Below are 19,886 nucleotides of genomic sequence, written 5' to 3'. Positions count from 1 at the left end.
GGCCGTCCCTACCGTGAAGTGGCGGGCCCGGCGGATGTCCCGGCCCGGGGCCGGCGCCCTAGCGTTGTGGCATGACCACGCTGAACAGCCGGAGAGGCGGACCGGGGACCCTGCTCCAGGCACTGGCGAGCCCGAGGTACCTGCTCACCGCCTGGCCGTGGCGGTCCCTGGCCTACACCCTGACCACCCTGTTCGTCGGCGGTCTCCTGCTCCTGGTCGCCCTGCCCGTCTACACGCCCTGGACGGTGTTCGTCGCGACACTGGGGGAGCAGGACGCCACTGGCCCGCTGGCGTTCTGGTTCACGTTCGGCGCGCTCATGACGTTCTGCTTCGCCCCGCTGATCGCCATCCCCCTGGGCGCACTGGAACGCCGACGCCTGCATCTGGTCCTGCCCGGGGAGAACGGAAGCGGGCACCGCCTCCCCCCGCCCGGCCTGTGGGGGTGGGTCCGCACCCGCTACACCGAAGCCGCCACCTGGCGCGAGGTCGCCTACGCGACGGTGATGTTCCCCGTCTTCGGCCTCGCCTTCCTCGTGACGGCAACCTTGACGAGCGCCACGGTCCTCCTGGCGATCAGCCCCCTCCTGCTGGCCGACGAGAACGAGTCCCCGGTGGTCGTGGGCTGGGTCGCCCTCACCACCCCCGCCGAGGCCCTGCCCTACATCCTGCTCTCCCCACTCCTGGCGGCACTGCTCCTCTACACCTGCGGACTGATGTCCTACGGCCACGGGGTCATCGCCCGGGCCCTCCTGGTCGGCCCGCCCAAGGAGGAACTGCGGGCCGAACTCGACCAGGTCACCGAGTCCCGCGCCCGGCTGGTCAACGCCTTCGAGTACGAGCGCAGAAGGATCGAACGCGACCTGCACGACGGCGCCCAGCAGCGGCTCGTGGCGCTCAGCATGGACCTGGGCATGGCCCGCGTCGACCTGGAGGAGGACTCACCGGCCGACCGCCGGGTGGCCGCCGCCCAGGCCAAGGCGGACGAGCTCATCGACGAGATCCGCGAACTGGTGCGCGGCATCCACCCGCGTGTGCTCACCGACCGCGGACTCCACGACGCCCTGCAGGAACTGGCCGACCACTGCCCGGTCCCCGTCACCGTGGAGACCGCGATCCCGCACCGCCTGCCCGCGCACGTGGAGGGCACCGCCTACTTCGTGGTCGCCGAGGCGCTGACCAACGTCTACAAGCACGCCGACGCCGACTCCGTCACCGTGCGCGCCCATCTCGCCCCCGCCGACCCCAGGGCCGAGGGCGCCGGCGCGATCCTGTCGGTCGAGGTCACCGACGACGGCAGGGGCGGAGCGGACGCCGTGCACGGCAGCGGGCTGACCGGGCTCGGGGACCGGGTCGCCGTCATGGGCGGCACAATGGGGCTGACGAGCCCCGAGGGCGGGCCGACCCGAATCCGAGTGGAGCTGCCGTGCGGACCGATTCCCCGGAACCCGATGCCGTGACCCCCGTACCGACCGTTCTCGCCGAGGACGGGGTGCTGCTGCGCGAGGGGCTGGTGGGCGTACTGGAACGGTTCGGGTTCCCCGTGGTCGCCGCGGTCGAGGACGGCGACGCCCTGGTGGAGGCGGTCACCGAACACCGTCCCGGACTGGTCGTCACCGACATCCGGATGCCCCCGGACTTCACCGACGAGGGGCTGCGCGCGGCCGTTCGGCTGCGCAAGGAGAATCCCGGGCTGGCGGTGGTGGCGCTCAGCCAGTACGTGGAGCTGAGCTACGCCACCGACCTGCTCGACTCCGGCGACGGCAAGGGCGTGGGATACCTGCTCAAGCAGCGGGTGGGCGACGTCCGCGAGTTCGCCTCGGTGCTGCGCCGGGTCGTGGAGGGCGCCACCTTCGTCGACCCCGAGGTCGTCCGGCAGCTGCTGCGCCGCAGTTCCGACCCGCTCGAACGGCTGACCGCGCGGGAGCGCCAGGTGCTCGAACTGATGGCCGAGGGGCACTCCAACGGGGCCATCGCCCGCAGGCTGGTGGTCAGCGACGCGGCGGTGGGCAAGCACGTGGGCAACATCCTGGCCAAACTCGACCTCGCCCCCGACGACGACGTGCACCGCCGGGTCCAGGCGGTCCTCGCCTACCTGCGCACCCAGAGCGGCTGACCGCCCGGCGGTTCCGCCCCCGCAGCCGCACGCACGGCGCGGAACCGTCGGGCGACCTGATCACTCGCACATGCGCCAGTCGATGAAGACGGCGGTCTCCTCACCCACGACCCATCCGTCGTGCCCGGGCGGAAGGTCGATGACCTCGCCCGCGCCGAACTCCGCCTCCGTGCCGTCGGCCATGCGACAGCCCATGGTCCCCGAGACCAGGTAGCCGCTGTGGTGCATCATGCACAGGTCCGTGCCCTGGGTGGGCTTGACGTGCTCGCTCCAGCGCCATCCGGGCTGGAGCACCATGCGCACGACGTCGCGGCCACCGATGTGCGCGAACTCGATGCGGCCCATCGGGGACTCGTCGACCCGCGCGGGTTCGGAGAAGTCCTCCGAGACCGGCGCGGCCGAGGGCTCCTCGTCCCACGCCTGGACGGTGGACTGGTGGACGATGCGGCCGTCCGCGAGGTCCAGCATGGCCATGCTCAGGACCTTGTTGCCGTCCGGGTAGACGCACCGTTCGGTGTAGGCCGCGTGGTCGCCCTCGATGACGCACTGGAGGACCTCGTGTGTCATCTCCCTGGAGTGGATCTGGCGCATGAGGTCGCCGATGGCGCTCCTGCCGCGCACGACGGTGGGCTGGCTGGGCGGGGTGCGCCGGTCGATCATCTCGAACTCGGCGTCCTCGGCGAACAGCTGGACCAGGGAGCCGGTGTCACCCTCCTCGACGGCCACCCTGAACATGTCGGGATCGAAGTGTGTGCTGCTGGGGGAGGACATGGGCGTTCTCCTTCCGAACGGTCGCCCCCGCCGGTCCCAGGGGCCCACTACCCAGCCTCCTCCTCCGCCCGGGTTCGGTTCGCTCAAGTTCCGGTCAGGAAGCGTTTGCCCCGGGGTGCCGGGAGCCGGAACCGGGCCGGACGTATCTTGGACAGTGCCCCCGCCAGACGGTGCGAGCCCCCGCGCAACCCCTGAGGAGACAGGATGCAGCCGACGGTCGCCGCCCCCGAGAGCGTCACGTGGAGAGTGCACCTGGACCGGTCGATGTGGGTTGCGGGAGTGCGCGCGCTGATGCTCCAGGCGCTCCACCCCGTGGCCATGCAGGGCGTGTGGCAGCTGTCGGACTTCCGTTCCGACCCCACCGGCCGACTGATGCGCACCGCCCACTTCGTGGCGGTCACTACTTATGGCAGCCTGACCGAGGCCCGGACCCTCGGCGAGCACATCCGCCGGGTTCACCGCTCCCTGGGTTTCACCGACCCCGCCACCGGACGGCCGCACCGGGTCGACCAGCACGACCTGCTCGTGTGGGTGCACTGCGCCGAGGTCACGTCCTACCTGGAGACCACCTACCGGGCCGGACTCGAACTCGGTGCCGCGGACCTGGACCGCTACCTCGACGAACAGTCGCGTACCGCCGCCTACGTCGGCCTGGACCCCGACGACGTGCCCCGCAACGTCGCCGACATGCGTCGCTACCTGGCCAAGGTCCGGCCGAACCTGCGCGTCACCCCCGAGGCACGCCAGGCGGTGCGCTTCCTGCTGTGGCCCAAGGTCCCCGAACGGCTCTCCTGGCTGGCCCCGCTCAAACCGCTCTGGTTCCCGGTGGGCGCCCTGTCCTACGCGACCCTGCCCGCCTGGGCGCGCCGGGCCTACGGGACGCTCCCGGAGCTGCCCGGTGCGGACGCTGCGGCCACCGCGGGCCTGCGGGCGCTGCGTTCGGGGCTGAACCGGGTGCCCGAGCGTTACTACAACCTCATCTTCGACGAGGCCACGGTACGCAGTGCCGAGGAGGCCAAACAGCGGTTGCTGGCGGCCGGGTACGAGATGGAGAACGGCTTCCGGGCCCTGCGTTCCCGCACCCGTTTCCGGGCGCCCGCGTCCGCGGGCACCGCTGCTCCCGAGTCCGTCCCGGGATTCTCCCCCTCACCTGCGGACGAAGGGTGTCGTCCCAGCCCGGCTGGGTAGCGTGAAGAGAGAAATGTCCGATATGTCCATTTCGGCAAAGGGGAGAGCGATGACCACCGCAATGGAGATCATGCACTCGGAAGCCAAGTGCGTCAGTGAGACGGACACCCTCCTGGACGTGGCCAAGGTCATGCAGGACCTCGGCATCGGAGCCGTGCCGATCTGCGGAAGCGACGACAGGCTCAAGGGCATCATCACCGACCGCGACATCGTGCTGAAGTGCGTCGCCCAGGAGAAGGACCCGGCCACCTGCACCGCCGCCGAGCTCACGCAGGGCAAACCCTTCTACGCGGAGGCGGACGACGAGATCGGCCGGGTCCTGGACATGATGGCCAGCCACCACATCCAGCGGGTGCCCGTGGTCCGCGACCGTCGTCTGGTCGGGATGATCAGCGAGGCGGACATCGCGCAGAACCTGCCCGACTCGATGGTGGGTCACTTCCTGGAGTCGATCAAGCAGGGCCAGAGCGACCAGGTCACCTGAGCCCGGCCGCACCCGGACCCGGACGGGTCCCGCGACGGCCGCGGTCCCGGTCCCGGGTCCCCGTGTCTCGGCGTCCTCACCGGCCCCGCCCGTGCACGACGAACGGCGGGGCCCGCGTCAGCGGCCCAGGACGCGGCGCAGCGCGCTCAGGACCAGCTCCGCCCGGTCCAGGCGGGCGTTGTGGCCCATCAGGCCGATCCGCCAGACCGAGGCCGCGTAGGGGCCGACCCCGGCGCCGATCTCCAGGCCGTAGTCGCGCAGCAGCCGCTCACGCACCTTGCCCGAGTCCACGCCCTCCGGTACGCGCACCGACGTCAGCTGCGACAGGCGGTGCCCCTCCTCGGCGAACAGCTCCAGCCCCATCTCCTGGAGCCCCTCGCGCAGCCGGGCCCCGGCCGCCTCGTGCCGTGCCGCGACGGCCTCCGCGCCCTCCTCCTCGATACGGCCCAGCGCCGCGTCCAGGGAGGCGACCATCGAGGTCGGAGCGGTGTGGTGGTAGGCGCGTCCGCCCGGGCCGCCGCGCACGTAGGCGCCCAGCAGACCGAGGTCGACGTACCACACGGGCGGGGCCTGCACCCGGCGCTCCCAGGCGCGTTCGGAGAAGGTGAAGGGAGCCAGCCCCGGAGCCACCCCCAGGCACTTCTGGGTGCCGGAGTAGGCGATGTCCACCCGCCACTCGTCCAGGGCCATGGGCATACCGCCCAGGGAGGTGACGCAGTCGGCGATCAGCAGGGTGTCCTCGGAGCGCTCACGCAGGGCACGTCCCAGGGCGCCGATGTCGCTGACCGCACCGGTGGAGGTCTCCGCGTGCACGGCCGCCACCAGACTGGGGGCGGGGTGGGCGTCCAGGACGCGCTGGACGTCCACGGGCCGGCCCCACTCGTGGTCCACCCGGACCACCTCGGCGCCGTAGCGCCCGGCCACCTCGCACATCCGCTCGCCGAACAGCCCGTTGACCGCGACGACCACCGTGTCGCCGCGCCGCACGGTGTTGGCGAAGGCGGTCTCCATACCCAGGGACCCGGTCCCGGACAGCGGCAGGGTGAGCGGGTTCTCGGTGCCCCACAGGGAACGGAGGCGCCCGCAGGTGCGTTCCAGCAGGGTGATGAACTCGGGGTCCAGGTGACCCAGCAGGGGAGCGGCCAGGCCCAGGGTCGCCTCCGGGTACGGATTGCTCGGGCCCGGTCCCAGCAGGATGCGTTCGGTGACTGACATGGTCGAACACTAGCCGGGGCCTGGCGCCGAAGGCGAAACCGGGGTGGCGTGTGCGCGGGAGGCCCGGGGGCGGAACCGGTCCGGCCGCTTCCGTGGCGGGCCGTGCCGGGCCGTAGTATTCCGGCGGACGCGAGACACCCCGGACTCCCCGGGCCGAGGGACCGGGGCGGGGTGCGCAGGAGGGGAGGGACGCCGATGACCGAGACGAACACCGAAGCGGCCGCCGGGGCGGACACCGGCGGTGTGCGGATCCTGCGGGTGGAGCACGACGACCCCAGGGTGGACGGACTGCTCGCCGGGCTCCTGGAGGAGTACACCGAGCGCTACGGGGCCGAGGGCGCCGCGAACGAGCTCAGCCGCTACCCGGTCACCGAGTTCGTCGCCCCGCACGGCTGCCTGGTCCTGGCCGAACTCGACGGCGGGATCGTCGCCGGCGGAGCCCTGCGCCCCTACCGCAGGGACCGGGCGAGCGAGGCGGACACCGTCGAGTTCAAGCGGATCTGGACCTGCTCCCGGCACCGGCGCCGGGGCCTGGGGCGCCTGATCATGGCCGCTCTGGAGGACGCCGCGCGAGATCTCGGCTACACCCGTGTCATGCTCTTCACCGGCCCCTCGCAGCCCGAGGCCGTGGCCCTGTACGAGCGGTTGGGCTACCGGTGGGTGGACCCGGCCACCATCGACGACCTGCCCTACCCGAAGGCGATCCCCTTCGCGCACGAGCTGCTGCCCTGACCGCGCCGGAACCGGACCGGACCCGCCCGCGTTATGGGCAGCGCTATGTCCCGCGGGCGGACAGGGGTGCGAACGCGCCCGTACGATGAGGAGACACCGGCCGCCACCAGCGGTCACCGGTTCTTCACACCCTTCCGACGAACTCTGGAGAGTCACGACGTGAGCGAGCAGCAGCGCCCCGAGGCCGAGACGAACGCCCCCGTGTTCAGTCCACGTAAGAACGGCCAGGCGCAGTCGGTCTCCGACGAGCTCGCCGCGTGGATGACCACCGGTTGGGCCGACACCGAGCTGCGCGACCTGGAGCCCGTCGAGCAGGCCGGGCACACCGCCCGCCGTCGCGCCGCGCTCAGCGCGGCCTTCCCCGGCGACCGCCTCGTGATCCCCTCCGGTCAGCTCCTGACCCGGTCCAACGACACCGAGTACCCCTTCCGGGCCGCCACCGACTACGCCTACCTCACCGGGGACACCACCGACGGCAACTGCCTGGTGCTCACCCCCCGGGCCGACGGCGGCCACGACGCGGTCCTCTACCTCAAGCCGCGCTCCGACCGCGACAACGGCGAGTTCTGGCTCGGCGGCTACGGCGAACTGTGGACCGGCCGCCGCAACAGCCTCGGTGAGGCCGCCGACCTGCTGGGCCTGCCCACCGCCGACGTGCGCACCCTGCCCGGGGCCCTGCGCGGCGACGCCTCGGTCACCACCCGCATCGTGCGCGGCCACGACGCCGAACTCGACGCCCTGGTCGACGGGCTGCGCGCCGACACCGACGAGGGTGCCCGCGCCAAGTCCGCCCAGCTGGACGAGGACCTGGGGGTGACCCTGGCCGACCACCGCCTGGTCAAGGACGAGTGGGAGATCGCGCAGCTCCAGTTGGCCGTCGACGCCACCGTGCGCGGCTTCGGCGACGTGGCCAGGGCGCTGCCGCAGGCCAAGGACACCTCCGAGCGCTACGTGGAGGGCACCTTCTTCCTGCGTGCCCGGGTGGAGGGCAACGACGTCGGTTACGGCACCATCGCCGCTTCCGGCCCCAACGCCACCACCCTGCACTGGACCCGCAACGACGGCCCGGTCCGCGAGGGCGACCTGCTCCTGCTGGACGCCGGGGTGGAGACCACCACCCTCTACACCGCCGACGTCACCCGCACCATGCCGGTCTCGGGCACCTTCACCGACCTGCAGCGCAAGGTCTACGACCTGGTGTACGAGGCCCAGGAGGCCGGGATCGCCGCCGTGGCGCCGGGACAGCCCTTCACCGCCTTCCACCAGGCCTCCCAGCGAGTCCTCGCCGAGGGCCTGGTCGAGTGGGGCCTGCTGGAGGGGCCGGTCGACCGCGTCCTGGAGTTGGGCCTGCAGCGCCGCTACACCCTGCACGGCACCGGCCACATGCTCGGCCTGGACGTGCACGACTGCGCTGTCTCCCGTCAGGAGGTCCACCTGTACGGCGACCTGAAGCCGGGCATGGTGCTCACCGTCGAACCGGGCCTGTACTTCCAGCCGGACGACCTCACCGTCCCCGAGGAGCTGCGCGGCATCGGTGTGCGCATCGAGGACGACGTCCTGGTCACCGAGGAGGGCCGCACCGTCATGTCGGCCGGCCTGCCGCGTTCCTCGGCCGAGGTCGAGGCCTGGCTCGCCGAGCGGCTTCCGCGCTGACCGGGCCCGGGGTCAGTCGAACCCGACGAAGGAGCGCAGCGGCGGCGTGTGGTCGTGGACCTCGGTGAACCCCAGGTCCTCGTAGAACGCCCGCTGCCGCTCCTCGTCGTCGGTCAGCAGGACCCGCTGCCGGACCCCGGGGTAGCCCGCGAGGAGCTCCGTCAGGAGGAGCCGTCCCACGCCCCGGCGCTGTTCGCCGGGGTGCGCCAGCACGTCCTGGAGGTGGACGACGGTGGCGCCGTCGGAGACCGACCGGGCCAGGCCCACCAGCCGCCCGCCCCGGCGGGCGGCCACCACCCGGTGGGAGCCGGCGAGGGCGCGGACGAGCACCTCGGGTGAGTCCGTGTACGCCGTCCAGCCCACCGCCGAGTAGAGGGCCAGCACCTCGGCGCGGTCCGGTTCCTCCGCCGTACACACCGCGACCCGGAGCTCCGACACGTCCCGCCTCCGATTCGGTCGTCCGCTGGTCCGCGGCACGCCTTCCGTGGGAGTGTGGCATGCCCGTCCCGTGCGGACGTCCACCGGGACGGTGGTGCCGGTATCGGTGCTGTTCGCCGGGCGTCCTTCCGGATACGGGGGCGGCCCGTTCCGGTACCCGCTACGGTTTTTCGTGTCGGGCACTACGCAGGGAAGAACCGGGGGAGGTCCGCACGTGCGCGCGGAACGACTGTGGCGCAGGGGGTTGAGGTTCCCGCGTCTGTTCCTGGCGGACCGGACGGTCCTCGTGCACGGGGACGTCGACCCGAGCCCGGATCCCAGGAAGTCACGGTACGAGGCCCGTGCCTTCGACACCCGCTCGCTGCGCCCGTTGGGTACGGCCTTCGAGGTGCAGGGGCCGGTCAACCTGGCCCGGGCCCCCGAGGGCGAGGTGTGGCCGGACACCGTGCTGGTCCAGGCCTCACGCCGCTCGGTGAGCGTGCGCGATCCGCGTACCGGCAGCCCCCTGTTGGAGACCGACCTGGCCGAGCCGGGGGAGCGCTGGCCCGACGACGTGGCACTGTGCGTTCTCAACGAGGCGAAGGAGGCGGTCGTCCTCCTGTTCGGTGAGTCCGGCGACCCCGGAGGGGACGGCGGCGGGGGCACCCGCTGGTGGGCGGTGGACCCGCGCACCGGCGCGACGGTGCCCGACCTCACCGACTCCAGACCGGGCCACGAGGCCCGGGGCGAACGCATGTCCTTCGCCGGTGACTTCCTGGTGGCGCCCGGCCAGGACCCCGGCTTCGACCCGGTGCTCCTCGCCGACTACGAACACCCTCGCGAGCGGGTGTACCGGCTGGAGGACGGAGAATACCTCGGCGAGGTGGAGAGCCACGCCGACTCCGAGACGGTCGCCGCCCTGGTCGGCGGCCGACCCCTGCTCGCGGTGGCCGGGCGCGTGCACTCGCTGCCGGACCTGGAACTGGTCGCCGAACTCGGCGGGCCCCGCACCCTGGTGTCCCTGGTCGAGTGGGACGGCGAGGCCGTCGCCGTCTACCAGGAGGAGGACGCCCGCCCGGAGGGGCTGGGCTCCTGGTACCTGGAGCGGTTGCGGATCCGCTACCTGGACCGACCGGGGCAGCCGGTCGTGGAGCTCCCCGGCACCTGGCCGGGCGAGCTGGAGGACCTGGTCGCGGCCCCGGACCGGGTGGTGGTCCTGGCCACCACGGAGGGCGTGTACGCGCTGCACGCGCCCGACTGAGCGGGAGGGACGCGGTCGGCCGCGCACCTTCCGGTGACCGCGCCCCCGGCGCCTCCGGGGCGCTGTCCTCGGAGTGTTCGGGCACATCTGCCCCGCCGGGTGCGGGCGGGGCACCGTGTGTCGCGGGGCGCGGTGTGATCGGGTGGCGGTGTGCGACATGTTCCGAGCCGACCCCTGGGGGACCAGATGAGAGTTCCGACCGCCTCGACCATGGCCCGGGCGATCCTGCTCGGTCTCGCCGCCGGATCCCGGAGCACCCTCGGCGCGGCCGCGCCCCTGTGGGCCGGGGCCCGGGCCCGGGGGAGCGTGTCCGGCCGGGGCTCCGTGGCCCTGGCGGTCATCGGTGAGCTGGTGGTCGACAAACTCCCCTGGGCGCCGAGCCGCCTGGAGGGACCGGGCACGGCGGTCCGGGTACTGGCGGGTGGTCTCGGCGGCGCGCTCCTGGCCCGCGGGCTGGGCCAGCCGGTCCTGGCCACCGCCGGGATCGCCGCGGCCGCCGCGCCCCTGGGTGCCGCCGCCGGGCTCCGCTGGCGCTCCTGGTGGGGCACCGGCCGCGGGGCCTGGGCGGGCGCGGCCCTGGAGGACGCCGCGGCGGTCGGCCTCGCCCGTGCCGCCTGTTCGGGGTGGCCACGGGCCCGGGGCCGGTGCTGAGAACGCTGCGGCCCCGGGTCAGTCCTCGAACGTGCGCAGGACCTCGAACTCCACGCCGGCCCGGGGCAGGCGGCGGATGAGCGACTCACCCATGGCCGTGGCAGGGGTCACCTGACCGGAGGTCGGCGGCAGCTCGTCCTGCCACAGGCACAGCGCCGACTCCGCGAGCATCCCCGAGGTCGCCGCGTACCCCGGTTCGCCGCCGGAGACCAGGGTGTGCACCCGTCGCCCGCCGCCCGAACCCGCGAAGTGCACGGTGAACCAACCGTTGGCGAGCTCCTCCTCGGTGGCGCCCGCACCTGACGGGCGCAGGGCCCCGAGGCGTTCGCGCAACGGCGGCACCTGGGCCGCGGCCATCACACCGGCGGCACCGCCGACCGCGCCCGCCGCGCTGGCCAGCCGCCGGAAGGCCGCGTAGTGACCGTAGGAGAAGTCCGGGCCGTACCGCTCCGACGCGGCCGCGGACCTGACCACCACCTGCGGGTCCAGGGTGGGCAGCGGGACCGTCCATCCCCGGGCCAGGCGGGTGCGCGGCCGGCCGCGCTGGTCGATCCGGACCCTGCGCCCCTCGGGCCGCCCCTCCAGCGCGCGCCGCTCCCGGGCCGCCGCCAGCATGCCCGCGGGATCGGCGAAGGCGCCCAGCGCCGAGTGCAGGGTGCCGCCGGAGACCGTGCCCCGGGCCCGGACGAAACCCTCCACGTGCAGGGGCACGCCTTCGGGCAGCTGTCCGACGGTGAACAGCACCCCCAGGTCGTGGGGGACCGAGTCGAAGCCGCAGGCGTGTACGAGCCGGGCCCCGGTGCGCTCGGCGGTGGCGTGGTGGCGGACGTACATCCGGTCCACGAACGCGGGCTCCCCGCACAGGTCCATGTAGTCGGTCCCCTCCGCCGCGCACGCGGCGACCAGCGGTTCGCCGTACTCGCTGTAGGGCCCCACCGTGGTGACCACCACCCGGGCCGAGGCGGCCAGGTTCCGGATCGAGGCGGCATCGCCGGCGTCGGCGAGCAGCAGGTCGGGCAGGGGCCGGTCCGGGTCGATCTCGGCCAGTTCCGCGCGCAGCGCCTCCAGCTTGTCCCGGTCACGTCCCGCCACGGCCCACCGCAGCTCACGCGGGGCGTTCGTGGCCAGGTACTCGGCGGTCAGCGCCCCGGTGTACCCGGTCGCGCCGAACAGGACGATGTCATGACCGCGTTCCAAGATGGTCCAGCCTCCCAAGGTTGTTCCGTAAGCCGCTGCTCAGTCTCGCACGGACCGCCGAACCTGTTTGACCCCCCGGGGAGACCGGGTAGACAGGCCCGGAACCGACGTCCGCTTCCGGGGGAGAACATGACTGAGCTGGTCGATCTGCACGGTACCGCGATGGCGGAGTTCGACCGCCGGGTGGCAGCGGTGGCCCTGACCGACTGGGCGCTCGACACCCCCTGCGCCGACTGGGACGTGCACGATCTGGTCAACCACCTGACCGCCGAGCAGCTGTGGGTGCCGAACCTGCTCGCCGGGGCACGTGTCGAGGAGATCGGGGACCGCTTCGACGGCGACAACCTGGGAGAGGAACCGGCCGCCGCCTGGGCGGTCGCCGCCCGCGAGTCCCGCGCGGCCTGGCTGGCCCCCTCCGCCCTGGACCGGACGGTCCACCTGTCCTTCGGGGACGTCCCCGGCCGCGAGTACCTCTGGCAGATGACCTTCGACCTGGGGGTGCACGCCTGGGACCTGGCCAGGGCGATCGGTGCGGACGAGGAACTCGACGCGACCCTGGTCGGGGAGCTGTACACCTGGGCCGGGCAACACGAACGGGAGCTGTCGGGCAGCGGCCTGTTCGCCGATCCGGTTCCGGTGGGCGAGGACGCCGACACCCAGACCAGGCTGCTCGCCCTCACCGGCCGGAAGACCTGAGACCGGCGGGGCTCACTCTCCGCAGACGTGAGCTCGGCCCGGCTCAGTTCCCGCAGGCGTGCTCCAGGGCCCGGCCGATCACCCGTGCCCCCTCCGGGAAGGCGCCCGGGCCCGGGCCCGAGTAGTTGAGTCGCAGGTGGGGGCCGGTGGGTTCGGCGGGGAACCACTCGTCGCCGGGGGCGACGAGGACCCCCGCGGCCTCGCAGTCCCGGACCAGCCGGGGCAGGTCGGTGGTGTCCGGCAGCCTCACCCACAGGTTCAGCCCTCCCCGGGGCACCGACTCCAGGTACGCGGTGGGGGCGTGCTCCCGGACCGCCCCGGCGAGCAGGTCCCTGCGGGCGGCCAACTGGTGGCGCAGCCCCCGCAGGTGGGTGCGCCAGGCGGGCTGGGTGACGACGTCGAGCGCCACGGTCTGCAGCATTGCGCTGACGTACATGGACTCGGCCTGGGTGTCGGCGAGGATGCGCTCGCGGGCGGGGCCGCGGGCGACGATCCCGGCGACGCGCACGGCCGGGGAGACGCTCTTGGTCAGCGAGCGCAGGTACACGACGTGCCCTCCGTCGTCCCGCGCGGCCAGGGGTGCCGGATCCGCGGTGATCCCGAAGTCGTGTGCCCAGTCGTCCTCGACCAGGAACGCCCCGTGCCCGCGTACGATCTCCAACACCTGGTCGGCCAGCTCGGCGGACCACCGGGCTCCCGTGGGATTGGCGAAGTTCGGCTGGGCGTACAGGGCCCGCGCCCCGGTGCGCTCGAAGGCGCGGTCCAGTTCCGCCGGGTCCGGCCCGTCGGCGCCGCTGGGTACCGGCACGACCGCCACGCCGGCCTGGGCCGCGGCGCGGATCGCCCCCCAGTAGGTGGGTGACTCCACCAGGAGGGGGCGGCCCGCCCCGACCAGGGCGCGGAAGGCGCCGCTGAGTCCGCTCTGGCTTCCCGGCAGGATGATCGTGTCGCTCGGAGCGGGCGGCGCCACCCCGACGGGGGCCGCCGCGCCGAGTTCGGTCGCGAACCAGGCCTGGAGCTCCGGCAGGCCCGCGGCCGGGGGCCTGCTGACGGTGGCGTCGCCGCGGGCGGCCCGGGTGAACGCGGTGCGCACCAGACGTTCGGGGAGCAGTTCCCGGTCCGGGTAGCCCGAGTGCAGGGCGATCATGTCGTTGGGCGGGCTGCGCAGCGCCGTGGACAGGCCCCGGCCACGGTTCCGGGGCGTGCCGAGCGCGGCGGTCTGCCACCCGTAGTCGTTGGGGCGGGCGACGCGGACCGCGCGCACGAAGGTGCCCACGCCGGGGCGGCTCTCCACCGCCCCCTGCGCGGCCAGTGTCCGTAGCGCCTTCTGTACCGTGACCGGGCCGGCCCCGTACCTGGCCACCAGTTCCCGTGTCGACGGCAGTCGCGCCCCCGGCGGAGCCGTGGCGATCCACGCGCGGAGTCCCTCGACGATTCGCGTACTGCTATCGTTGGACATGAAGAATGATAGTAGCGCTACTCTCCAGAAAGCTCCAGTGCTATCCCGGCGGGTCGGGCTCTGGTGGGGTCTGCTCGGGGTCGCGGCGTTCTCCTTCACCGTCCCCCTCACCCGCGTCGCCGTTGCGAGCGGCACCATGTCTGCGCTGTTCATCGGATCCGCCCGGGCGATCGTGGCCGCCACGCTCGCCGCGGCCGCGCTGGCCCTGACCCGGCAGCGACTGCCCCGGGGCACCCAGTGGGCCCGTCTGGCCCTGGTCGCCGGCGGGGTGGTGATCGGCTTCCCGCTACTGACCTCGTTCGCACTCACCACCGCGTCGGCCGGCCACGGCGCCGTCGTGATCGCGATCCTGCCCGCGGCCACCGCGGTGATGGTGGTGCTCCGCGGGCACGAACGGCCCCCGTCCTCGTTCTGGGCCATGGCCGCGGTGGGCGCTGTCGCCGCGGTCGTCTTCGCGGCGCTGCAGGGCGGCGGGTTCGGCGGGTTGCACTGGTCCGACCTGCTGTTGTTCGGCGCCGTCGTCGCGGCCGCGATCGGCTACGCGGAGGGTGGCCTGCTCGCCAGGGAGCTCGGCGCCTGGCAGACCGTGTCCTGGGCGCTGGTGCTCTCCGCGCCGCTGACGGCCGCCCTCACCGGGCTCGCGGTGGCCCAGCAGCCACCGAGCGGCACACCGGTCGAGTGGGCGGCGTTCGCCTACCTGGCGGCGGTCAGTATGTTCCTCGGCTTCTTCGCCTGGTACCGGGGGCTGGCGATCGGCCCGATGGCCCAGGTCAGCCAGGTCCAGCTCACCCAACCGGTGATGAGCCTGAGCTGGGCCGCACTGCTTCTCGGCGAACAGCTCACCTGGCCCACGGTCCTGGGCGGCCTCGCGGTGGTCCTGTGCGCCACGGCCGCCGTCCGCGCCAGGCTCGGGCGGACGGCGGCCGCGCGCGGAAAACGGGGGGAGCCGCGGGAACGGCCACCGAACCCCCTCCGGGCCGACCGCGGTTAGTCGGTCCCCGCCCCGTCCCCGGAGTGGCGGGCCAGCCACGCCCTCGTCCGCTCCGGGGTGGCGAGGGCGTCCCAGAGACGCTCGGGATGGTTGAAGTCGTCCGTGAACTCGTCGGCCGGCGACCCGCCCCTGCCCAGGGCGCCCAGGAACTCCTGGAACTGCGGCGTGGGCGCGGTCAGGTTCTCCAGCATGAAGTTGCTCCACCGGCTGGCCGAGAGCACCCGGTCACCGCGCCGCCGGTCGACGTGCTCGACGAACCTCGCGTCGTACACCTCCCGCGCCACGATCTCCTCGCCCAGGATCCATGCGGCGTAGGACGCCATGTTGGCGCCCTGGCCCACGATCGGGTCCACCGTGGAGTGGGCGTCGCCGAGCGCGATCGCCACGGTGCCGTCGTCGAGGATGGTGTGCGACCGGCGCACCACCGGGGTCACCCCGCCCTGGATGATGTCCTTCGGGCCGTTGGCCAGGTCGAACTCGCTCACGTCGATGCGCTCGAAGCATCCCGGGTAGTGCTCCCGGTACAGGTCGAGCAGGAGCCGGACGTAGGCCCCGGGGTCGTCCGCGTAGGGGGTGGTGGCCAGCGCCTCCAACGGCGAACCGAAGTGGTTCTCGATCACCATCGCGGTGGCCAGGCCGCCCTCGGTCCAGGTGGGGATCTCGATCATCTCGCCCGCGCCGGGGGAGATGTGGAAGGTCACCGCACGGGTGGGCTGCTGGGCGACCCCGGTGAAGATCCCGGCGCACAGGGCCCGTCGCGGGGCGGTGAACGGGGACAGTTCCGGGTCCCGCGCGAACATCTCGGCGAAGGGTCCCCGGCCCGTGCACACGACCAGCAGGTCGAAGCGGGCGGCCAGGGCGGGCAGGTCGTCGGGGGACAGGCGCCCGAACTCGAACTCCCCGCCGCGCTCGGCGAAGTCCTCCATCAGCCGGGGCAGGTAGATCCGGTAGTCCACCGAGCGGCTGGGGGCGTGCAGGTCGCCCTCGAACCGCAGGGGTTCGGGGCCGACCCGGTACTGGTGCTGGGTGTAGCCGTACTCCTCGGCCGGCCAGTGGTCCACGTCCAGCGCGCGTTCGCGCTCGACGGTGACGGCATGGTGGGACACGGTGTTCAGGATGCGCGTCCCGCGCTGCTCCTGTGGTGTCCGGTCGGTGAAGATCGTGGCTTCGACCCCGTGGTGGCGCAGGTACAGACCCAGGTGGAGGCCCGCGGTCCCGGCTCCGATGATGCCGATCCTCTTGCTCACGCTGCTCCTGTGGCTCGTGTGTTTGCGGGGGGGCGGCAAACAGGCCGTGCGGCCCCGCTCCCCCGGGGGTAGGAGGTACGCACGCCCGTACACGCACAGGAGTGATCCTAGGGCGCGCGGTGCTCCCGTGTCCGGTCCCCCGGGACGGACACGGGGCCGGACGTTCCGACCTGCCGGGCCCTCGCGCGTCCGGTCGACTAACCTCGTTCCGGGGCCCGCACCCGGTCCCGGAAAGCCCCGCGCACGTCCCGAGCCGGCGAGGAACGGAAGAACCATGACCGAACCGAACGCCGTCTCCCGAGACGGGCACCACCGTGTCGACGCCCCCGCAGGACCCGTCATCGGGAAGGTCCGGGACGGGGTCGTCCGCGCCCTGGGGATCCCCTACGCACGGGCCGAACGGTTCGCGCCGCCCCGGCCGGAACCGGAGTTCGCCGAACCCTTCCACGCCACCCGGCCCGGGCCCGCCGCTCCCCAACTGTCCTCCCAGGTGGTGGCGGGGGCCATCGAGGGCATCTCGGTGGGTCGCCACGACGAACACTGCCAGCGGCTCTCGGTCACCTTCCCCGCCGACCGGGACCCGGACGAACGCCTCCCCGTCATGGTGTGGATCCACGGCGGCTCCTATGTCACGGGCGCGGGCGACCTGGAGATCTTCGACCCCACGAGACTCGTCGCCGAGCAGCGCGTCATCGTCGTCGCCCTCACCTACCGCCTCGGGGTGCTCGGCTACCTCCGCATCGGTGACACCGCGCCCGCCAACCTCGGCCTGCTCGACCAGATCGAGGCGCTGCGCTGGGTGCGCGCCAACATCGCGGCGTTCGGCGGGGACCCCGACCTGGTCACCCTCTTCGGCCAGTCCGCGGGCGGCGACGCCGTCGCCCACCTGATGATCAGCCGGGGCGCCGAGGGCCTCTTCCGGCGTGCCATCGTCCAGAGCGCGCCGCTGGGCCTCCTCTCCGGCCGAGCCCGCATGTCCGAGGCGATGTCCGAGGCCGTGGGCGCCCCCGCGCCCGGGACCCCGGTCGCCGCCCTGGTCGCCCTGGAGACGGAGGCGGTCCGGGCCGCCAGACGTTTCGGTCTGCGCAGCGCCATGCCGTTCGGCACCCAGTACGGGCACGCGCCGCTGCCCCCGGAGTCCCTCCGGGACCGGGCCTGGCGCGCGGCGGCGCCCGGGATCGATGTACTCATCGGCGCGACCAGCGAGGAGACCGGGCTCTTCGCCGAGTTCCTCCCCCCGGTCCGAAGGCTGAGCGGACTGCCCCTCGTGGGCGCGGCCCTGCGGCGCCTCCTGGTCCGGGCCACCACGGACCTCATCTACACGGTCCCGGCCAGGCGGTTCGCCCGCCGGCACCGCCGCGCCGGAGGCAGGGCCGTCCGCTACACGCTCACCTGGCGTCCGCGGGGCAGCCCCTTCGGCGCCGCGCACATCGTCGACGTCCCTCTTCTGCTCGGGACCCGCAGGTCCTGGGAGAACGCCAGGCTGGTCGGCCGGACCGGCTGGGCGGAGCTCGACCGGCGCGGCCGGGCGGTGCGCAGGCTGTGGGCCGACTTCGCCCGCACCGGCACGGTGCCCGCGGAGGCGGCCGCGGCCGCCTCCGGCAGCCTGACCGTGCACCGTTCCTAGCCCGACCGTGCAGCCTTCCCCCGACGGGATCCGGGAGTGAGCCCCGGCCCCGTTTTTCGCGGTGATCTTGCTACCAGGGGCAACTTCGGCGCCGAAATCGCCCCTGGTAGCAAGATCACCGCGGTTCTGATCTGCGCGGAATCCGGCGGGAACATGCCCCGGTGATGTTTCGGTCCGCTCTTCTCCGGTCAGGGCCCTGAACAGGACCAACAAACGTGAAGGGAGTCAGTCATGGTGGACAGTGTTGCCGAAGTGATGAGCCCGATCGTGCGTAGCGTCACCCCCGACACGCACCTGCGCGAGGTCGCCCAGATCATGCGCGACGAGAACGTGGGCGACGTCGTGGTCACCGAGTCAGGACACCTGCACGGCATCGTCACCGACCGCGACATCGTGGTGCGCTGTCTGGCCGACGGAGGCGACCCGGACAGGGTCCGCGCCCAGGACGTGTGCAGTAGCGAGCTCGTGACGGTACCGCGCCAGAGCAGTGTCGGGGACGCCGTCCACGCCATGCGCTCGGCCGCCGTGCGCCGTCTGCCCGTCGTCGAGGGGGACGAGGTCGTGGGCGTGGTCACCATGGGCGACCTGGCCCGAACGGTGGACTCCGACTCGGCGCTCGCCGACGTGAGCGCGGCCGAGCCCAACACCTGACCGGCGCCCCGGGCCGGGGCGCCCGCCCGGTACGGGGGCCGGGCGGGCGGGGCCTCGGCCCGTAGCGGGCCCCTCACCCGAGGGGCCCGCGGACCAACTCGTCGAGGGCCGCGCTCCGCGGCCCGTGGTTTGGAGGTGAGGGCGGTGCCCGGAACGGACGAACTCCCGGACACCCTGCGCCGGTCGCCGGAGAAGGCGCAGCGCACCTGGATCGAGGCGCACGACAGCGCCGTCCAGGAGTACGGGGAGGGCGAGCGCGCCCACCGGGTCGCCTTCGCGGCGGTCAAGCGCAAGTTCGAGAAGGTCGGCGACCGCTGGGAGCCGAAGGAGTCCAAGGGCCCTTCGGACGAGCAGGCCAAGAACCCGCGGGCCGGTCGTCGGCCCGGCCGCGACAAGCCCACGGCCGGGGGCGTCGACGCCAAGGCCACCAAGGAACACCTCTACCAGCGGGCCCGTCAGCTGGACATCGCCGGGCGTTCCCGGATGCGCAAGGACGAGTTGGTGGAAGCGCTGCGCAAGGAGAGCAACCGCAGGACCTCCGGGTCCGGTCGCTCCCGCTGAGCCCCGCCGAATCCGGCTGAACAACGCGGTCCGGGGCCGGGAGGCCCCGGTGCCACGGGCCCCGCGCAGCGGCGGCCCGACCGGGAGGGCGGCTCGTGCCGCCCTCCCGTCGCGGGTTCAGCTGCCCTGGATCTCGCCTCCGGTCGGGGTGAGGGTCTCGCCCGTGTAGTAGGACGAGAGCCGGTCACTGGCGAAGAACACGTAGGAGGGCGCGATCTCGTCCGGGTCGGCGGCCCGGCCCATGGGGGCCTGCTTGCCGAAGCCCTCGCTGCCGCTTTCCCCGAGCGTGGACGGGATGAGCGGTGTCCACACCGGTCCCGGGGCCACGCAGTTCACCCTGATGCCCTGGTCCCTCAGCACCTGGGACAGGGACAGGGACAGGTTCATCACGGCCGACTTGCTGGCGGCGTAGTCGATCAGCGAGTCGTTTCCGCGCAGGCCGTTGATCGATCCGGTGATGATGATCGAACCCCCTTCGGACATGTGCGGGAGCGCCTCGCGCACCGTCCAGAACACCCCCATGACGTTGACGTCGAAGGTGCGGCGCAGCTGCTCGGTGGTCAGGTCCGTGAAGTTGTCCACCGGGTGCTGGGTGGCGGCGTGCTCCACCAGGATGTCGATCCCGCCGAGCTCCTCCACGGCCCGTCGCACCAGGTGCGAGCAGTGGGACTCGTCGGCCAGGTCGCCGCGGACCCCCACGGCCCGGCGGCCCTGCTCCTGGACCAGGCCGACGGTGCGCTGGGCCTCGGCGTCCTCGCTGAGGTAGCCGAAGACGACGTCGGCGCCCTCCTTGGCGAAGGCCACCGCCACGGCTCGGCCGATCCCGGAGTCGCCCCCGGTGATCAGGGCGCGTTTGCCCCTGAGCAGCCCCCGGCCCTCGTAGTCGCGCATCTCGTCGCGGGGCTGGGGGTCCATGGGTTCGGTCCGGCCCGGGTGCGGTTGGCTCTGGGCCGGCGGTTGCGTGTTGTCCAT

20 protein-coding genes are annotated in these 19,886 nt (G+C 73.1%); 13 read left to right on the top strand and 7 right to left on the bottom strand.

All coding sequences use genetic code 11. The features are described 5' to 3' along the window. The first annotated feature begins 71 nt into the window (after positions 1-71). Together ACUKCB_RS08830 and ACUKCB_RS08825 are read left to right on the top strand one after the other, a co-directional pair. Positions 72-1,457 carry a sensor histidine kinase gene (locus ACUKCB_RS08830; protein ID WP_473040033.1) on the top strand — a complete coding sequence of 462 codons (1,386 nt, stop codon included), beginning with the start codon at positions 72-74 and terminating at the stop codon, positions 1,455-1,457. After that, positions 1,424-2,113 carry a response regulator gene (locus ACUKCB_RS08825; protein ID WP_191270359.1) on the top strand — a complete coding sequence of 230 codons (690 nt, stop codon included), beginning with the start codon at positions 1,424-1,426 and terminating at the stop codon, positions 2,111-2,113. Before ACUKCB_RS08830 ends, ACUKCB_RS08825 begins: the two co-directional genes overlap by 34 nt. A 60-nt stretch (positions 2,114-2,173) precedes the next feature. Here the strand turns inward: ACUKCB_RS08825 and ACUKCB_RS08820 are convergent, their stop codons facing one another. After that, the gene (locus tag ACUKCB_RS08820; RefSeq protein ID WP_473040032.1) at positions 2,174-2,884 is read right to left on the bottom strand and encodes a nuclear transport factor 2 family protein; all 711 of its coding nucleotides are present in this window, start codon (positions 2,882-2,884) and stop codon (positions 2,174-2,176) included. Between the two features lie 204 nt (positions 2,885-3,088). On the opposite strand from ACUKCB_RS08820, the gene ACUKCB_RS08815 reads away from it, so the two are divergent. Together ACUKCB_RS08815 and ACUKCB_RS08810 are read left to right on the top strand one after the other, a co-directional pair. Beyond that, on the top strand, positions 3,089-4,072 hold the full coding sequence (locus ACUKCB_RS08815) for an oxygenase MpaB family protein (RefSeq protein WP_473040031.1): 984 nt from the start codon (positions 3,089-3,091) through the stop codon (positions 4,070-4,072). A gap of 49 nt (positions 4,073-4,121) precedes the next feature. After that, complete coding sequence (locus ACUKCB_RS08810; protein WP_473040030.1) at positions 4,122-4,556, top strand: CBS domain-containing protein; 435 nt, start codon at positions 4,122-4,124, stop codon at positions 4,554-4,556. A gap of 117 nt (positions 4,557-4,673) precedes the next feature. On the opposite strand, the gene ACUKCB_RS08805 is transcribed toward ACUKCB_RS08810, so the two are convergent. Next, positions 4,674-5,771: a pyridoxal-phosphate-dependent aminotransferase family protein gene (locus ACUKCB_RS08805; protein ID WP_473040029.1), complete on the bottom strand. Its 1,098-nt coding sequence runs from the start codon at positions 5,769-5,771 to the stop codon at positions 4,674-4,676. Positions 5,772-5,966: 195 nt separating this feature from the next. On the opposite strand from ACUKCB_RS08805, the gene ACUKCB_RS08800 reads away from it, so the two are divergent. Both ACUKCB_RS08800 and ACUKCB_RS08795 read left to right on the top strand, forming a co-directional pair. Next, positions 5,967-6,503 carry a GNAT family N-acetyltransferase gene (locus ACUKCB_RS08800; RefSeq protein WP_473040028.1) on the top strand — a complete coding sequence of 179 codons (537 nt, stop codon included), beginning with the start codon at positions 5,967-5,969 and terminating at the stop codon, positions 6,501-6,503. 159 nt (positions 6,504-6,662) lie between these two features. Next, on the top strand, positions 6,663-8,156 hold the full coding sequence (locus ACUKCB_RS08795) for an aminopeptidase P family protein (RefSeq protein WP_473040027.1): 1,494 nt from the start codon (positions 6,663-6,665) through the stop codon (positions 8,154-8,156). 12 nt (positions 8,157-8,168) lie between these two features. On the opposite strand, the gene ACUKCB_RS08790 is transcribed toward ACUKCB_RS08795, so the two are convergent. Continuing rightward, complete coding sequence (locus ACUKCB_RS08790; protein WP_473040026.1) at positions 8,169-8,594, bottom strand: GNAT family N-acetyltransferase; 426 nt, start codon at positions 8,592-8,594, stop codon at positions 8,169-8,171. Positions 8,595-8,808: 214 nt separating this feature from the next. Between ACUKCB_RS08790 and ACUKCB_RS08785 the strand changes: the two genes are divergently transcribed. Both ACUKCB_RS08785 and ACUKCB_RS08780 read left to right on the top strand, forming a co-directional pair. After that, on the top strand, positions 8,809-9,834 hold the full coding sequence (locus ACUKCB_RS08785; RefSeq protein ID WP_473040025.1) for a hypothetical protein: 1,026 nt from the start codon (positions 8,809-8,811) through the stop codon (positions 9,832-9,834). A gap of 186 nt (positions 9,835-10,020) precedes the next feature. Next, the gene (locus ACUKCB_RS08780) at positions 10,021-10,485 is read left to right on the top strand and encodes a hypothetical protein (RefSeq protein ID WP_473040024.1); all 465 of its coding nucleotides are present in this window, start codon (positions 10,021-10,023) and stop codon (positions 10,483-10,485) included. A gap of 18 nt (positions 10,486-10,503) precedes the next feature. On the opposite strand, the gene ACUKCB_RS08775 is transcribed toward ACUKCB_RS08780, so the two are convergent. Continuing rightward, entirely contained in the window at positions 10,504-11,682 is a 1,179-nt protein-coding gene (locus tag ACUKCB_RS08775) for a saccharopine dehydrogenase family protein (RefSeq protein WP_473040023.1), read from the bottom strand. A gap of 129 nt (positions 11,683-11,811) precedes the next feature. Between ACUKCB_RS08775 and ACUKCB_RS08770 the strand changes: the two genes are divergently transcribed. After that, complete coding sequence (locus ACUKCB_RS08770) at positions 11,812-12,378, top strand: TIGR03086 family metal-binding protein (RefSeq protein ID WP_473040022.1); 567 nt, start codon at positions 11,812-11,814, stop codon at positions 12,376-12,378. A gap of 43 nt (positions 12,379-12,421) precedes the next feature. On the opposite strand, the gene ACUKCB_RS08765 is transcribed toward ACUKCB_RS08770, so the two are convergent. Next, complete coding sequence (locus ACUKCB_RS08765; protein WP_473040021.1) at positions 12,422-13,837, bottom strand: aminotransferase-like domain-containing protein; 1,416 nt, start codon at positions 13,835-13,837, stop codon at positions 12,422-12,424. A gap of 37 nt (positions 13,838-13,874) precedes the next feature. On the opposite strand from ACUKCB_RS08765, the gene ACUKCB_RS08760 reads away from it, so the two are divergent. Then, positions 13,875-14,828, top strand: a complete 954-nt coding sequence (locus tag ACUKCB_RS08760) for a DMT family transporter (RefSeq protein ID WP_473040020.1) — start codon at positions 13,875-13,877, stop codon at positions 14,826-14,828. Here the strand turns inward: ACUKCB_RS08760 and styA are convergent. Then, entirely contained in the window at positions 14,825-16,075 is a 1,251-nt protein-coding gene (gene styA, locus ACUKCB_RS08755) for a styrene monooxygenase subunit StyA (RefSeq protein WP_473040019.1), read from the bottom strand. The two genes, ACUKCB_RS08760 and styA, sit on opposite strands and share 4 nt — an antisense overlap. Before the next feature lie 274 nt (positions 16,076-16,349). Here styA and ACUKCB_RS08750 point away from each other — a divergent pair, with 274 nt between their 5' ends. From ACUKCB_RS08750 to ACUKCB_RS08740, 3 genes are all read left to right on the top strand, one after another. Next, positions 16,350-17,702, top strand: coding sequence for a carboxylesterase family protein (locus ACUKCB_RS08750; RefSeq protein ID WP_473040018.1), 1,353 nt, complete (start codon positions 16,350-16,352; stop codon positions 17,700-17,702). A 231-nt stretch (positions 17,703-17,933) separates the two neighbouring features. Further along, positions 17,934-18,353 carry a CBS domain-containing protein gene (locus ACUKCB_RS08745; RefSeq protein ID WP_473040017.1) on the top strand — a complete coding sequence of 140 codons (420 nt, stop codon included), beginning with the start codon at positions 17,934-17,936 and terminating at the stop codon, positions 18,351-18,353. 144 nt (positions 18,354-18,497) lie between these two features. Beyond that, positions 18,498-18,914, top strand: a complete 417-nt coding sequence (locus tag ACUKCB_RS08740; RefSeq protein ID WP_473040016.1) for a ChaB family protein — start codon at positions 18,498-18,500, stop codon at positions 18,912-18,914. Positions 18,915-19,031: 117 nt separating this feature from the next. Here the strand turns inward: ACUKCB_RS08740 and ACUKCB_RS08735 are convergent, their stop codons facing one another. Then, positions 19,032-19,886 carry an SDR family oxidoreductase gene (locus ACUKCB_RS08735; RefSeq protein ID WP_473040015.1) on the bottom strand — a complete coding sequence of 285 codons (855 nt, stop codon included), beginning with the start codon at positions 19,884-19,886 and terminating at the stop codon, positions 19,032-19,034.

It is taken from the genome of Nocardiopsis moroccensis, assembly GCF_055763695.1.
This window is presented reverse-complemented; position numbering and strand designations above follow the sequence as displayed.

Bases quoted from the DNA above. Each gene is read 5' to 3' on its own strand.
- ACUKCB_RS08830 (WP_473040033.1), top strand. From the start codon at position 72: ATGACCACGCTGAACAGCCGGAGAGGCGGACCGGGGACCCTGCTCCAG.
- ACUKCB_RS08820 (WP_473040032.1), bottom strand. From the start codon at position 2,884: ATGTCCTCCCCCAGCAGCACACACTTCGATCCCGACATGTTCAGGGTG.
- ACUKCB_RS08815 (WP_473040031.1), top strand. From the start codon at position 3,089: ATGCAGCCGACGGTCGCCGCCCCCGAGAGCGTCACGTGGAGAGTGCAC.
- ACUKCB_RS08810 (WP_473040030.1), top strand. From the start codon at position 4,122: ATGACCACCGCAATGGAGATCATGCACTCGGAAGCCAAGTGCGTCAGT.
- ACUKCB_RS08805 (WP_473040029.1), bottom strand. From the start codon at position 5,771: ATGTCAGTCACCGAACGCATCCTGCTGGGACCGGGCCCGAGCAATCCG.
- ACUKCB_RS08800 (WP_473040028.1), top strand. From the start codon at position 5,967: ATGACCGAGACGAACACCGAAGCGGCCGCCGGGGCGGACACCGGCGGT.
- ACUKCB_RS08780 (WP_473040024.1), top strand. From the start codon at position 10,021: ATGAGAGTTCCGACCGCCTCGACCATGGCCCGGGCGATCCTGCTCGGT.
- ACUKCB_RS08770 (WP_473040022.1), top strand. From the start codon at position 11,812: ATGACTGAGCTGGTCGATCTGCACGGTACCGCGATGGCGGAGTTCGAC.
- ACUKCB_RS08765 (WP_473040021.1), bottom strand. From the start codon at position 13,837: ATGTCCAACGATAGCAGTACGCGAATCGTCGAGGGACTCCGCGCGTGG.
- ACUKCB_RS08750 (WP_473040018.1), top strand. From the start codon at position 16,350: ATGACCGAACCGAACGCCGTCTCCCGAGACGGGCACCACCGTGTCGAC.
- ACUKCB_RS08745 (WP_473040017.1), top strand. From the start codon at position 17,934: ATGGTGGACAGTGTTGCCGAAGTGATGAGCCCGATCGTGCGTAGCGTC.
- ACUKCB_RS08735 (WP_473040015.1), bottom strand. From the start codon at position 19,886: ATGGACAACACGCAACCGCCGGCCCAGAGCCAACCGCACCCGGGCCGG.